Origin of the sequence: Bacillus sp. BML-BC051 (assembly GCF_019656175.1) — a bacterium.
GTDB lineage: Bacteria > Bacillota > Bacilli > Bacillales > Bacillaceae_G > Bacillus_A > Bacillus_A mobilis.
In genome coordinates, this window is sequence record NZ_BPLI01000003.1 from 40,447 (window position 1) to 54,907 (window position 14,461).

The 14,461-nt window shown below is 34.8% G+C and carries 15 protein-coding genes; 9 read left to right on the top strand and 6 right to left on the bottom strand.

Features of this window, described 5'->3' with window-relative positions; genetic code table 11:
- Positions 1-6 precede the first annotated feature (6 nt).
- The gene (locus tag K5S59_RS00990; RefSeq protein ID WP_097819598.1) at positions 7-450 is read left to right on the top strand and encodes an NUDIX hydrolase; all 444 of its coding nucleotides are present in this window, start codon (positions 7-9) and stop codon (positions 448-450) included.
- A 44-nt stretch (positions 451-494) separates the two neighbouring features.
- Here K5S59_RS00990 and K5S59_RS00995 read toward each other — a convergent pair whose 3' ends face one another.
- The gene (locus tag K5S59_RS00995; protein WP_162937144.1) at positions 495-1,697 is read right to left on the bottom strand and encodes an alanyl-tRNA editing protein; all 1,203 of its coding nucleotides are present in this window, start codon (positions 1,695-1,697) and stop codon (positions 495-497) included.
- A gap of 137 nt (positions 1,698-1,834) precedes the next feature.
- Between K5S59_RS00995 and K5S59_RS01000 the strand changes: the two genes are divergently transcribed.
- Positions 1,835-2,242, top strand: coding sequence for a hypothetical protein (locus K5S59_RS01000; RefSeq protein WP_120450743.1), 408 nt, complete (start codon positions 1,835-1,837; stop codon positions 2,240-2,242).
- A 68-nt stretch (positions 2,243-2,310) separates the two neighbouring features.
- Positions 2,311-3,549 (top strand): MDR family MFS transporter, encoded by a 1,239-nt coding sequence (locus K5S59_RS01005; RefSeq protein ID WP_120450741.1) that lies wholly within the window; start codon positions 2,311-2,313, stop codon positions 3,547-3,549.
- Between the two features lie 93 nt (positions 3,550-3,642).
- On the opposite strand, the gene K5S59_RS01010 is transcribed toward K5S59_RS01005, so the two are convergent.
- Positions 3,643-4,029: an Hsp20/alpha crystallin family protein gene (locus K5S59_RS01010; RefSeq protein ID WP_212982011.1), complete on the bottom strand. Its 387-nt coding sequence runs from the start codon at positions 4,027-4,029 to the stop codon at positions 3,643-3,645.
- Between the two features lie 124 nt (positions 4,030-4,153).
- Positions 4,154-4,276: a small acid-soluble spore protein P gene (locus tag K5S59_RS01015; RefSeq protein ID WP_000517650.1), complete on the bottom strand. Its 123-nt coding sequence runs from the start codon at positions 4,274-4,276 to the stop codon at positions 4,154-4,156.
- A 121-nt stretch (positions 4,277-4,397) separates the two neighbouring features.
- Here K5S59_RS01015 and K5S59_RS01020 point away from each other — a divergent pair, with 121 nt between their 5' ends.
- Both K5S59_RS01020 and pdaB read left to right on the top strand, forming a co-directional pair.
- Entirely contained in the window at positions 4,398-4,661 is a 264-nt protein-coding gene (locus K5S59_RS01020; RefSeq protein WP_120450737.1) for a hypothetical protein, read from the top strand.
- Between the two features lie 46 nt (positions 4,662-4,707).
- Entirely contained in the window at positions 4,708-5,433 is a 726-nt protein-coding gene (gene pdaB / locus K5S59_RS01025) for a polysaccharide deacetylase family sporulation protein PdaB (RefSeq protein WP_212982012.1), read from the top strand.
- Positions 5,434-5,474: 41 nt separating this feature from the next.
- Here pdaB and sspO read toward each other — a convergent pair whose 3' ends face one another.
- Positions 5,475-5,624: an acid-soluble spore protein SspO gene (gene sspO, locus K5S59_RS01030; RefSeq protein WP_063262465.1), complete on the bottom strand. Its 150-nt coding sequence runs from the start codon at positions 5,622-5,624 to the stop codon at positions 5,475-5,477.
- Between the two features lie 291 nt (positions 5,625-5,915).
- On the opposite strand from sspO, the gene acnA reads away from it, so the two are divergent.
- Together acnA and K5S59_RS01040 are read left to right on the top strand one after the other, a co-directional pair.
- Positions 5,916-8,639 carry an aconitate hydratase AcnA gene (acnA, locus tag K5S59_RS01035; RefSeq protein WP_063262466.1) on the top strand — a complete coding sequence of 908 codons (2,724 nt, stop codon included), beginning with the start codon at positions 5,916-5,918 and terminating at the stop codon, positions 8,637-8,639.
- Between the two features lie 117 nt (positions 8,640-8,756).
- Entirely contained in the window at positions 8,757-10,406 is a 1,650-nt protein-coding gene (locus K5S59_RS01040; protein ID WP_120450735.1) for an ABC transporter ATP-binding protein, read from the top strand.
- A 23-nt stretch (positions 10,407-10,429) separates the two neighbouring features.
- On the opposite strand, the gene K5S59_RS01045 is transcribed toward K5S59_RS01040, so the two are convergent.
- A complete protein-coding gene (locus K5S59_RS01045; RefSeq protein WP_073515911.1) occupies positions 10,430-10,687 on the bottom strand; it encodes a hypothetical protein in 258 nt (85 codons plus the stop codon).
- A gap of 252 nt (positions 10,688-10,939) precedes the next feature.
- On the opposite strand from K5S59_RS01045, the gene K5S59_RS01050 reads away from it, so the two are divergent.
- Entirely contained in the window at positions 10,940-11,515 is a 576-nt protein-coding gene (locus K5S59_RS01050; protein ID WP_120450733.1) for a TlpA family protein disulfide reductase, read from the top strand.
- A gap of 126 nt (positions 11,516-11,641) precedes the next feature.
- Here K5S59_RS01050 and K5S59_RS01055 read toward each other — a convergent pair whose 3' ends face one another.
- The gene (locus K5S59_RS01055) at positions 11,642-12,355 is read right to left on the bottom strand and encodes a 4'-phosphopantetheinyl transferase family protein (RefSeq protein ID WP_120450731.1); all 714 of its coding nucleotides are present in this window, start codon (positions 12,353-12,355) and stop codon (positions 11,642-11,644) included.
- 583 nt (positions 12,356-12,938) lie between these two features.
- Here K5S59_RS01055 and K5S59_RS01060 point away from each other — a divergent pair.
- Positions 12,939-14,461: condensation domain-containing protein (locus K5S59_RS01060; RefSeq protein WP_259653013.1), on the top strand; the 1,523-nt coding region annotated here is incomplete at its 3' end.

Below are 14,461 nucleotides of genomic sequence, written 5' to 3' on the forward strand. Positions count from 1 at the left end.
TTACATATGGAAAATGTAATGCAAGTTCGTGTTACGGGAATTTTAATTGAAGATGAAAAAGTATTGCTAGTAAAGCAAAAAGTTGCTAATCGCGATTGGTCTTTACCTGGAGGAAGGATAGAGAATGGTGAAATGTTAGAAGAAGCGATGATTCGAGAAATGAGAGAAGAAACAGGATTAGAAGTTAAAATTAAGAAGCTACTCTATGTTTGTGATAAACCAGATGCTAGTCCATCTTTATTACATATTACGTTTCTGCTTGAAAAGATTGAAGGTGAAATTACGCTACCTTCTAACGAGTTCGATCATAATCCGATTCATGATGTGCAAATGGTACCGATTAACGAATTAAGTCATTATGGTTTTTCGGAAACTTTTATAAAACTGGTAAATGAAGGGTTTGCAAATGCAGGGAGTTATCAAGGATTGAAACAAAATATAGGCCTGTAAGTATAGATGAAGGATAGCTATTAGCTATCCTTCGCAAAAATATTTCACACCGCTGACTGTAAAGAAGAAACAAGTTGATTTAAAAATTCTTCTCCGGTCATAACCGCTTTTCCGCCGCCGCGCGCACTCTTTTTATTTCCGCCACCTTTTCCTTCAATAGCAGGAAGAGCGTCTTTTAAAAGTGCGTTCATATCAAGTGTGACTGTTTTTCCGCAAGCGAGGATGCATTGTAGTTTGTCATCATTTTCGATAACGAAATATGTAAGGGCATGCTCTTGTTGTTCTGTAATAATAGCAGAAAGCTTTGCGATTTCTTGCATAGAACGATTTGTAAATACTTTAGAAATAAGTATGCCAGCATGTATTTCTAAAGATTGTTGAAGTAGTTCGTTTGCCTCTGCATATAATAATTTTTCATTCATTGTTTGTATTGCTTTTTCGTTTTCTTTTTGGGAAGTAAGAAGTTGTGATACTTTTGCTGGAATATCATTCTCGCTACTGTTTAATTGCTTAGAAACATTTTTTATAATTTGTTGCTGTTGCCCCATAAGTTTTAGTGTGCGCCAGCCAGCTATAAACGTTAATCGTATGCCGCCTTTATTGCGCTCCCATCCTAATACTTGAATAGGACCTACTTCACCTGTATATTTCGGATGTGTTCCGCCACAGCCGTTGTAGTCGAAGTTTTCAATTATAACAACACGTATATTTTCTGTTAAAGTCGGTTCTTTACGAAGGGGCAACGTTTTCGCTTCTTCTAAGTTCATCCACTGGATGCGGATTGGATGGTTTTCAAAAACAATTTTGTTTGCAATTTGTACTGCTTTTTCAACTGTTTCTGCATGCAGATTTTCTGTTTCTAAATCAATCGTTACCGTCTCTTTACCAAGATGGAATCCAATTGTAGGTATGTTAAAATGGTCCCAAAAAGCAGCGGATAAAATGTGCTGAGCTGCATGTTGCTGCATATGATCAAAACGGCGCTCCCAATTGATTTTACCTTCAACTTCTTCTGTATGTAATTGTTCTGTAATGAAGTGGCGGATTTCTTCATCGACTTCTTCAACATTGGTTATTGCAATGCCATTTAAAGTTCCAGTATCATGGGGCTGCCCGCCACCTGTCGGATAAAATGCTGTTTCGTTTAAAACAACGTATAAGTTACCGTCTTTATCATAATCTTGCTTTATAATTTTAGTAGTAAAGTCTTTCTTATAAGTGTCAGTGTAATATAATTTTTGCTTCAATTTTCTTTCCCCTTTCGTGTTCAATAGTTTCATTGTAAAGCAATTGAAATTAGTTTCCTAATATTTCAGAAGAAAGAAACTATTTTTAGAATTTTCTTGCTATAATAAGAAAAAGAAAATGCGGGGGTGGAATGAATATGTTATATGAAAACGGCGTAGATAAAATGCTTAGTTTAAGCAAAAATATTTCTGAATTGTATCGAGAATTAAATGAAATGACCCGGATTTTAACGGACTGTAATCGAGAAAGTGTGAAGTTCGATCGGTTATACGTAAAAGAGGTACTGTGGAAGAAAGAAGATGTAATAGAGAAATATGACCAGCTACTTGTGCAACTTTGTATAAATGAATGCTTTGATCTAAAAAGTGTCATTACAGGGGAATATAAGTATACATATGAAGAAGTAGAAAGTATCGTTTTACAATTTAATGAGAAATACAATGTCGCAATTTTAATTAAAGATGTTTGTAAAGAATTACAGTTTACATATGGCATAGATATGGATATAACGAGAACAACTCGAGTATCAACAGCTCAAGTATAAAAAGGGAAAAGAAAGCAGATCCTTTGCTTTCTTTTTTCATGTAAGAACAGGGAGAGTAGGTTTTTTAGATGAAGGGGAAGTTGCAAAATATTCATCCGTTAGGAATGACAATTATAATAGGGACTTTATTTGCGAGGTTTGCCACGTCAATGAGCATTCCTTTTTTAGCAATTTATTTAACGACTGTGAAAGGCGTATCAGCTGGAATGACAGGTGCCATTATCGGAACGAGTGCATTTGTTGGAGTATTTGCTAGTTTTATCGGAGGGAATTTATCGGATCGGTTCGGCCGAAATATGATTATAATATGGTCCATGATCGTTTGGGTGTTTGTATTCATAGGTTTTTCACTTGCAGATCATGTTTTAAGTTTCTTTTTATTAAATGCTTTGAATGGATTATGTAGGTCCTTTTTTGAACCGACGTCAAGAGCATTATTATCAGATTTAACGAAACCAGAGTATCGTTTACTCGTATATAATTTGCGTTACGGTGCAATCAATGTTGGAGTAGCAATTGGCCCACTTGTCGGATTACAAATTGGAAGCGCAAAATCAACAATTCCGTTTTTAGTAGCAGCTGGAGTATACATTCTATATACAGCTATATTAGCGTTTCAATTTAAGAAGTATCCAATTGAAAAAAAGAAAGTAAATACAGAAAAGCCTGTCACAATGTTAAATGCAATTCGTATTTTGCGAAAGGATGTCGTATTTTTAGTTGCTTTAGTCGGTATTATTTTGAGTAATTGTGGTTTTTCTCACTTAACGACAACAGTATCTCAATATTTTGCAAATGCACATATATTTCAGGATGGAGTGAGATTATTTTCATATATGTTAGCTTTAAATGCGATTGTTGTAGTCGTAATTCAATACCCTGTTATTCAAATGTGTAAAAAGTATACACCGTTAGTATCCATTATGGTTGGAACTTTATTTGTGAGCGGAGGACTGTTTGGGTTTGGAATAGTAGAATCTACGCTAGGTGCTGCTATTTGCACAATTATTTTTACCATTGGAGAAGTTCTCATGTTTTCAATGACGGATGTATTTATAGATGGTATAGCTGTTTCACATTTAAAAGGCACATATTTTGGAGCAATGGGATTTTCAGGAATTGGAGCAGTAATTGGTCCATGGCTTGGAGGAGTACTTCTCGATTACTACGGGTACCAAAATGGATTTATTGTCTTTTCAGCGCTAGCTATATTTTCAACTGTAGCATTTCCTGTACTTTTAGTTACAAAAGGTTTATTGAAAAAAAGAGATGATAAAAATTGTAATTTAGAATTACATGCGAAGTGAAATAAGCCCCAGTAGACGGCTGGGGCTTATTTTTGTATTTATCCCGCTATTTGCGGGCAGTAAAACTTCCATTGATTAAAGTTTTACTTTATTTTAATTCTCAATTTGAAAAAGAACTTTTTCTTCATGTTTATCAGCAACTTCACTTTTGGAAATATGAATGGCTAAATATCCATTCTCTAAGCAGGCCAGCATCTTCTTATAAATAATAGTAGCGGGTAAAGGAATGGTCCGCTGCAAAGCACTATTATTATGAAGTATACAAATATTTAGGCCTGTCTCCATCTTTTTAATAACTACATTTTGTTCGGATACATTTGGTACATCTGTTTCCAAAATGTACTCTTGTTCAGTTTCACAAAGGTCAATATGAATTTGATTTGGAAAACTAAAGTTACTACAAGAATCAGAACAAAATTGATCCATCCATTCTTCGAAACCATCAACATGAAAAAGACAATCCTTCTTTTTCTTGCCCATGTAAGACACCCTCCGTAAAATCTCAATTCATACTATGTTATGCATGAATGAAGTAGGGGTGAAGAATAAATGGAAAAATATAAACATTGTATGTGGCAAAGGTAGCTAGTGTGAGCCTTTTGTTTTACATATCATGATGTGCATGATTTTTTTGGCGTGAATGGTTACGGTTTTTTACTTTATGAGATCCGCTTAATGGTTCAGGTTGTCCCTTTTTTTCTTTCGCTTCACGATTGTTTTTGCCCATTGTATGTGACACCTCCTCTTTCTCTTTAGAATGAGAGAAGTTTGCAAATTTATACGAGAATGTTTTTAGAAAAAAAGGTAAAGATAAATGGGACTAACTATTATGGAAAGGGGATTATATAGTGCCATATCATAAAGATAAACAACAAGCTTTTCAAGCAGCGCAGCAAGGAGTTACACAAGCAGAAAACGCATTTAATAACATTGTGAAAAATGATCCAAACTACGATCATGATTTAAAAGAGTTACGCCAAGAGGTTCAGGAAGCGTATGAACAAATTCAAAATGCATTAGAAGTAGCTTCGGAAACACAACGCCCACAACTTGAGCAATACGAAAATAATCTCCAAAACATTATGCGAAATGTAGATCAATTAGAAAAGTAAATGAGATTGTTGTGTATTCGACAACCTTATTACTTTGACGAACGTTATGCTAAAACAGAAGATTTTTCTATTCGTTTTTTGTTTATTATGCGCAGTACATATATTTCAAGTTGAAAAAGTGGAAGCGAAAATGTTGCTCAGAAAAGAGCTAGAACCAACGGGCTATGTAACGTGGGAAGTACCTAATAATGAAAAGATTATTGCCATTACATTTGATGATGGACCAGATCCAACTTATACACCACAAGTTTTACATTTATTACGTCAATATAAAGCAGAAGCGACATTTTTTATGATTGGATTTCGAGTGCAACGTAATCCATATTTAGTGAAAGAAGTGTTAAAAGAGGGACATGAAATTGGAAACCATACGGTGAATCATTTGTATGCGAGTAATTCATCAGACGAAAAATTAGAAAATGATATTTTAGATGGGAAGAAATATTTTAAAAAATGGGTGAAAGAACCTTTGCTATTCCGTCCACCTGGCGGATATATTAACGATGCTGTATTTAAAACCGCGAAAGAAGCGGGTTATCAAACGGTTCTATGGTCGTGGCATCAAGACCCGCGTGATTGGGCAAATCCCGGGGTTGAATCCATTGTAAATCATGTAGTGAAAAATGCTAAAAGTGGAGATATTGTATTGTTACATGATGGAGGAAATGATCGTAGTCAAACAGTAGCAGCGTTAGCAAAAATTTTACCTGAGTTGAAAAAACAAGGCTATCGATTTGTAACGGTTTCAGAATTACTACGTTATAAACATTAGAAAAAATCCCAAAAGGAAAATGGACCTTTTGGGATTTTTCGTTACTGGTTCTTTTTACGTTTCTTATTATTTTGTCGCTCTGCTGGAGTTAAAGGCTCGTTTGCAAATTCTTCATTGAAACCAGCACCTTGTCCTTGTGCAGATGCCGCATTCATTCCTGAAATAGTATGATTTGCTTTTCTTTTACCCATTTTATTTCACCTCTATAACATTTTTTGTGTGTTGAATGATAAGCAGTTCATAGTATGTATGAACTGTAAGCAAAGCGCTAATAGAGCACTTTACTTTATGGTAATAGTATTCATAAGGAGCATGAACATTATTCAAATTTAGAAACATAAAGAAAACTTATGATAATCTATAAGTTTCTTATTATTTACTTATTTAGAAAGTTGTAATAAGATATTATCGTAAGGTATTGAAAAGTTTGTCTACATTTTATATTCAGACAACTTAGTCACGTTTAACAGGGGGGAAACATAATGGTCAAACATAATCCATTTCAATCACGTGCAACTTTTGAATTAGATGGAAAAACGTATCATTATTATGATTTGAAAGCGCTTGAAAACGCAGGGGTTGGCAACGTATCTCAATTACCATATTCCGTGAAAGTTTTACTTGAATCAGTACTTCGTCAAGTAGACGGACGTGTAATTACAGAAGAGCATGTTACAAATTTAGCGAAATGGGGAACGAAAGATGTGCAAGATATCGATGTTCCATTTAAACCATCTCGTGTAATTTTACAAGATTTCACTGGTGTACCAGCTGTTGTTGATTTGGCTTCGCTTCGTAAAGCAATGGCAGATATGGGTGGGGATCCTGATAAAATTAATCCAGAAATTACTGTAGACCTTGTAATTGACCACTCTGTACAGGTTGATAGAGCGGGTACGGCAGACGCGCTTGCATTCAACATGGACTTAGAGTTTAAACGTAATGAAGAACGTTATAAATTTTTAAGCTGGGCACAAAAATCATTTGATAACTACCGTGCAGTTCCACCAGCTACAGGTATTGTACACCAAGTAAACCTTGAATATTTAGCGCCAGTTGTTCATGCTGTGAAAAATGCTGAAGGTGACTTAGTTGCATACCCAGATTCATTAGTTGGAACAGACTCACATACAACAATGATTAACGGTATCGGCGTTCTTGGATGGGGCGTTGGTGGTATTGAAGCAGAAGCAGGAATGCTTGGACAGCCTTCATACTTCCCAGTACCTGAAGTAATCGGTGTGAAATTAACTGGTACACTTCCAAGTGGTACTACAGCAACAGACGTTGCATTAAAAGTAACACAAGTATTACGTCAAAAAGGTGTAGTTGGTAAATTCGTTGAGTTCTTCGGTAATGGACTAAAGAGCATGCCTTTAGCTGACCGTGCAACAATTTCAAACATGGCACCAGAATATGGAGCAACTTGTGGATTCTTCCCAATCGACGATATTTCATTAGAATACTTACGTTTAACAGGTAGAGATGAAGAGCAAATTCGCGTTGTGGAAGAATACTGTAAAGCGAACGGCTTATTCTATACAGCGGACAGCAAAGATCCAATTTACACTGATCTTGTTGAAATTGATTTAAATACAATTGAATCTAACCTTTCTGGACCGAAACGCCCACAAGATTTAATTCCACTTTCAGATATGAAAGATGCGTTCCACAAAGCTGTTGTAGCACCAGTTGGAACACAAGGACTTGGATTTAATGAGCAAGAGTTCGATAAAGAAGTGAAGGTTACATTAGAAGATAAAGAAGTAACGATGAAAACAGGTGCAATTGCAATCGCTGCAATTACAAGCTGTACAAATACATCAAACCCATACGTATTAATTGGGGCAGGTCTAGTTGCGAAGAAAGCAATTGAAAAAGGACTTGTAGTACCTGAGTACGTAAAAACATCATTAGCACCAGGATCTAAAGTTGTTACTGAGTACTTAGATAAATCAGGTTTAACAACATATTTAGATCAATTAGGTTTCCAAACAGTTGGTTACGGCTGTACGACTTGTATCGGTAACTCTGGTCCATTAGCAGAGGAATTAGAAGAAGCAATCGCAGCAAACGATTTATTAGTAACATCTGTTTTATCTGGTAACCGTAACTTTGAAGGTCGTATTCACCCGCTTGTAAAAGCAAACTACTTAGCATCACCACCACTTGTTGTGGCATATGCACTTGCAGGTACTGTTGATATTGACCTGAAAAATGATGAAATCGGTAAAGATGCAAATGGCAATGCTGTATACTTCAACGATATTTGGCCATCAGCTAAAGAAATTGAAGATGTAGTTCAAAGTGTTGTTACATCTGAACTGTTCAAAAAAGAATATGCACAAGTATTTAACAGCAATGAGCGTTGGAACGAAATCCAAACTTCAAATGAAGCTCTATATACTTGGGATAATGATTCAACTTATATTCAAAACCCACCATTCTTTGAAGGTTTATCAAAAGAGCCAGGTGAAGTTGAAACGTTATCAGGCTTACGCATAGTTGGTAAATTTGGTGATTCTGTAACGACAGACCACATTTCACCAGCAGGTTCAATCGGTAAGCACACGCCAGCTGGACGTTACTTATTAGAAAACGGCGTACAACCAGTTGACTTCAACTCTTACGGTTCTCGTCGTGGTAACCATGAAGTTATGATGCGTGGTACATTCGCGAACATCCGTATTAAAAACCAAATCGCACCAGGAACAGAAGGCGGATATACAACACATTGGCCAACTGGTGAAGTAACATCTATCTATGATGCTGCTATGAAATATAAAGAAGAGGGCACAGGCCTTCTAGTTGTTGCTGGTAAAGATTACGGTATGGGAAGTTCTCGTGACTGGGCTGCGAAAGGTACAAACTTATTAGGTATTAAAGCAGTAATCGCAGAAAGCTTCGAACGTATTCACCGCAGTAACTTAGTGTTAATGGGTGTATTACCACTTCAATTTAAAGATGGCGAAAGCGCTGAAACATTAGGTCTTGTTGGTAACGAGTCATTTGAAATTCAAATTGACAAAACAGTTAGACCACGCGATCTTGTAAAAGTAGTTGCAACTGATGCAGATGGCAACGAAAAACAATTTGAAGTAGTAGCTCGTTTCGATAGTGAAGTTGAAATTGACTACTACCGTCACGGTGGTATCTTACAAATGGTTCTTCGTGAGAAAATTGAAGAGTCTAAAGTGTCGAACTAAATAATTGAAATGAACGATAAGGAAGCTAACAACTGTTAGCTTCCTTATTTTATGAAAAGGGATGAAACCATTTGGTTTCATCCCTTTCTTTTTACTTTAAAAAATGGGGGAAAGGTCATGAAAAAATATAAAAGAATATTGTTACCGTTACAGAAAGAAAAAATGTTAGTAATAGCAGCTGTATGCAGTGGATCCTTCGCAGCTATTTTAAACTTATCTAGACCGATTTTAATGGGATTAATTGTAGATAACCTTATTCAACGGGAGTTAAAGGAGGTGTATTTTTACATTACTTTGTTTACAGTTAGTCGCTTGTTGATGTGGATCAACAATCTTTCATTTGATTATGTAAGCTCCAAAGCAAGTCAACGAATATTGCGAAAGAAACGTATAGATGTATTACGTCATTTTTTCTCATTACCGTTTGAAGAGAGTGAGAAGATTAAACAAGGAGAGTTAGAGACGTTAGTTGTGTCTGATATTCCAAACTGGGTCAGATTGTATGGTTCTATATTAATAGAATATATACACGCCGTTGCGCAATTTATAGGTGCGTTCATAGCACTACAACATATAGATATGAAGTTTATATTGTGGGTAACTCCGTTTTTATTTTTAAGTGCAACGGTTCCGGTGGTGATGGGGAAAAAGGTAAGAAATATTGCAAGCATTGCTCAAAGCAATCAATCAAGTGTTGTAGAGATGGTTTCACAGTTTGTAAAAGGAGCACAAGATTTACGTAGTTTGCAAAAAGAAAAGTGGGCCATGTGCTTATTTAAAGGAGTAACGGCACAATCTTATAAAACAGAAGTAAAGAAGACGATGATGCAACATTGTATTGGAGTAGTTGGAACAATGATTGAAACAGGAGCATATATCGTTGTTCTCATTATAGGTGCGCAGAAAATAATGAAGGGGGAAATGGAAGTTGGCTCACTTGTTGCGGTATTAGCTACAATTGAAATGCTCTTTTTTCCAGTTCGTTACGTTGGCGATTTATTAATGATGACACAAGTTGCAGTCGCTTCGGCAAATAGAGTTTTTTCATTTTTAGATAAAAAAGTGGCAGATAGTAAGGTAGAAAGAGCGATAGGGATGACGGTAACAAATGTTTCATTTCAGGAGAATGATGAAGAGAAATGCAGAATTCATAATATTGATTTGCAAATTTACCCTGGTGAACTCGTTATTATTGTGGGGGAAAGTGGTGCAGGAAAAACAACGCTTTTAAAATTAATGACAGGGTTGTATAAACCATCAAACGGTAGCATTGTTTACTATGGTAATGAGGCACGTATGACTACAGTGTGGCAAGAACCTCGTTTCTTTCGGACGACAGTAAAAGAGAATATGTATTTCGGAGAAGAGTATTTAGAAGATCGATTAGAAAAAAATATTGAACTTGTAAATGTGAAACCAATTATTAGAGATTTATCTGGGGGGATTGAAACTGTATTACATAAAAGTGGTGAAGAGTTTTCAGGAGGAGAAAGGAAACGTCTTGCAATATTGCGAGCAATGGGTTCAAATCCGAATCTTATTATTTTAGATGAACCGACTGCAGGATTAGATCCGAGTAATCAAGAAACTGTTTGGGATATGATAGAAGGATTAGGAAGCAAGGTCACGAGAATTGTGGCAACGCATGATGTGGAGAAAGCAATACTAGCAGATCGTGTTGTCATAATGAAAGAAGGTAGTATTGTTGCATGTGGAAGTCCTGAAAAATTAATATATAGTCATTCATTTTTTAAGAAATGTGAATAAGGATAAGAGCACTGCTCTTATCCTTATTCAGCATCATTAATTTGATACTCGATAGATTCTGAATGATTCAGATCAACGTTAAAGGTAGCAGTCATAAGGAAAGTGGCAATTCCAAGAATTAAGAAAAGGACGAATGAGACTAGAGAGACGTAGAGACAAATACGCCCTACTTTCTTTTTTTCAAGATCTTTACTAAAGAGTGAAATGATCCATGTAATAATACCGACTGGGTATAAAAGAAAACTAAGAATATATAATGTTGTTTTTTCGAATGAATTCATAAACAATCCCCCTTTTTGTTATAGGTTTATAACTACGAGAGTAAAAAGATGAATGGGTCCATAAGAAGATAAGCAACACTTCATTTGCTCTTCTAATTATATGATAAAAAGGGAAATATTCCATCTTAATTACGAATATTTAGATTATTTAGACTGTGAATATTTCCAAGCTTGTCCGTATAAGCTAAAATAAGGTATATAGTATTTGAGTGATTAAGTTACAAGAAGATAAACACGTTAGGGTGATATAAAATGTGGCGGAAGCTTACGATTATTGTAGTGTTACTTTGTTTAGCGGGATATGCAGCTTATGAACAGTTTGGTAAAAATGATCAGGCTGTACAAGGAAAGCAAGAAAAAAGTGAAGCTGCTATGAAAGAGATGATTGCAAGTAATGGTATTGAAATAGGGAAGAGTGCGCCAGACTTTACATTAACGAAGTTAGATGGGACGAATGTAAAGTTATCAGATTTAAAAGGAAAGAAAGTGATTGTAAACTTTTGGGCAACGTGGTGTGGGCCTTGCCAGCAAGAAATGCCGGATATGGAAGCTTTCTATAAAGAACATAAAGAGAACGTAGAAATTTTAGCAATAAATTATACGCCTTCAGAAAAAGGTGGGGGAGTAGAAAAGGTAAGCAATTTTGCTAAGGAGAAAGGAATTACTTTTCCTATTTTATTGGACAAGAACATTGATGTGACAACAGCGTATAAAGTCATTACGATCCCAACCTCGTATTTTATAGATACGAAAGGTGTCATTCAAGATAAGTTTATTGGACCGATGACGCAAAAAGAGATGGAGAAACGGATTGAAAAACTAAAATAGTGCTAGGAAGAGAGGTGATACAAGAAGACCATCTCTCTTTTTCATTTATAACGAAAGAAATTTGAGATTCAAAGCTATTCTTACGGGTATTTTGAATAGCTTTAAGGTATAGAATAGGGTGATTTTTTATTGCCATGGTTTTATTTTTGAAAGAATGTAATTTTTATTGTTATTTACCCTGATGATTTCATCTGTGGGATGATAATAATGAAATGATAAATAATCGAGCTTTTGACTGCAAATACTTATACTATAATCTTCCAAAAAGAACGATTGGATTTTTGAATTTTCACGAGAATCTCTTGATAAATTCAAAACAAGATTATCATTCTTTGTTAAGGGTACGACGAAAGAATTTAATGGAATCGATAATCCCTTTCCTAAGAACTTCACATAGCTTTCATTAGCTGTCCAAATTCGATAGAATTCATTCTTGAGGCGAGGGGTATCTACACTTTTAAGGTAATCCTGTTCCGGTTTGGAAAAAAATGTAGAAAGGCTGATGAAATCGAGAATTTCTATCCTTTCAATATCAACTCCTAATGTATAGTTACTTATGCCTATTAGAATCCAGTTACCAGAATGAGAAATGTTGAAAAAAATTTCATTGCTTGTCAAATATTTTTTACCGTATTTGTTCTTTTGGATTTCAACCTTTTGTTGGGTAGATGCAGTTAATAGTTTCATTAACATATCGTTTGATAGTAAAGATCTTTGCTTATCTTCCTTTTGTCTAAAGGCATCTATTTCTTGTTTTTTTAAATCATCAGCGGCTATATAAAATGATAAATAATCCTTTTCGGAATAATCAGTGATATTAGCTAAATATAATTCTAACAATGTGGTTTTCAACTTCTTTCTTAATAAGTGATGTGTATTATTTTATAAGTTTGTAAACCATGATTTACAAAAAATGTTTACAATATCTTTATTATATCAAAAAGGGAAAATAATCAGAAGTTCAATGATACATTTTTTCTATATATTTATTGTTTAATCCCGCTCGGAATTGATAAAATGTTTTTTCTGTTCGTATAATTTTATTTTGAACTTGTAATTTAGTTGTTGTTTATACAGTGACAAGGCAATATCTATACAAGGCGAATTGTGAATTTTTTACACGGGGAATACCGTTAATTATTATGCGATTTTTCTATGAATCAATTTGATAATTCGTTTTCTTGTATAATGAAATCCTTGAATTTTCGCAAATGATCAAATTGTTATTATATTTTTGGGTTTATCGATAACACTTGTTTTTTTAGATTTTACATTTTTTCAATTTAAATATATGAAAAAAATGTAAAAAGGTGTAAAATAATGTTAGTACGCAATCTTTGAATAGATTGTGTCTATCAAGGAATTAAAATTATGCAACTATCTATATTAATGAATTAGTTTGATAAATGGAGGTCATGTCATAATGGGGAAACAAACGATTGTAAATTCGACAATCGAGGATATCTATGCTCTCACACCAATGCAAGAAGGAATGCTTTTCCAAAATATATTAGACAAAAAATCAACAAGTTATGTAGTACAAAGTGTATATAATTTGGATGGAGCGGTTGATAAAGAAAAAATTGGACAATCGCTTAAGCTCTTATCAAGAAAACATGATGTACTTAGGACCGTTATATTACATCAAAAAATCAATAAACCAAGACAAGTAGTATTGAGAAACAAAGACATTGAGTACGAAGTGTTGGATTTGTCTAACTTTAGTGAAGAAGAGCAAGAAAAGAAGATTTTAGAAGTTACAAGACTTGATGTGAAACGTGGTTTTGATTTACAAAAGGATTCGTTGTTAAGGGTAAAGTATATTAAGTTAGGTAATGAGGTACATAAGTTGATATGGAGCATCCATCATATCATAATGGATGGATGGTGTTTGTCATTGGTATTCGGTGATTTTCTAAGATATTACGAACAGTTAAAAAATGGTGTGTGTATGGAAGACATAGAAAATAGTATTGATGAAAAGCGAAGAGAAACTGCCAAGTATAGTACATATATAAAATGGCTTGAAAGTCAGGACAAAGAAAAAGGCATGGAATATTGGACAGAGCTTTTATCAGCATATGAAGAGCCTGCAGACATAAAGCCAATGAAAAAGCCAGCACCGACCGAAGAACAAATGAACCGTATACGAGTAAGTTTAGATAAAGAAATCAGCCAAAGATTGAATGAGGTGGCACTAGCTAATCATGTGACAATAAATACTGTTATGGAAGCCGCTTGGGGTATTGTTTTACAAAAATACAATCGTACGGATGATGTAGTGTTTGGAAAAGTTGTATCAGGAAGAAATGCGAAGATAAAGGGAATTGAAGAAATCGTAGGTCTATTTGTAAATACAATACCAGTCAGGGTAAAAAGAGAAGCAGATATGACGGTCGCGGAATTGTTACGAGTACTTCAGAAACAGGGGATTGAAGGTAGTAATTATGATTATTGTTCATTGGCAGAAATCCAAAAACAAACACAATTAGGTTCTGCCCTGATAAAAACATTATTTGTATTTGAGAACTATTATGTAGATGAAGAGCGATTAAAGAGTGGTGAAAACGGACTTCAGATAGGAATGGAATCTGCAAGAGAACAAACGAATTATGCAATGTCTCTCAGTGTACATTTTGATGGTACAGAGTTAGGGTGGGATATGATGTACAATCCAAATGAGTATGAAAAAAGTGAAATGCAAAGCATACTTACAAGGATAAAAACAGTACTGCAAGAAATTGCTTTAAACCCACAGAAAAAACTAATAGAAATAGACGCAACACCAGAGGAAGAAAAAGCTCTTATCACAGGAGAATTTAACAATACTTCTAGTGAGTATCCAAGAGAAAAGACGGTAGTTGAACTGTTCGAAGAACAGGTAGAGAAGACACCAAATCATATCGCAGTAACTTTTGAAGGTGAGGAAATCACATACAAAGAACT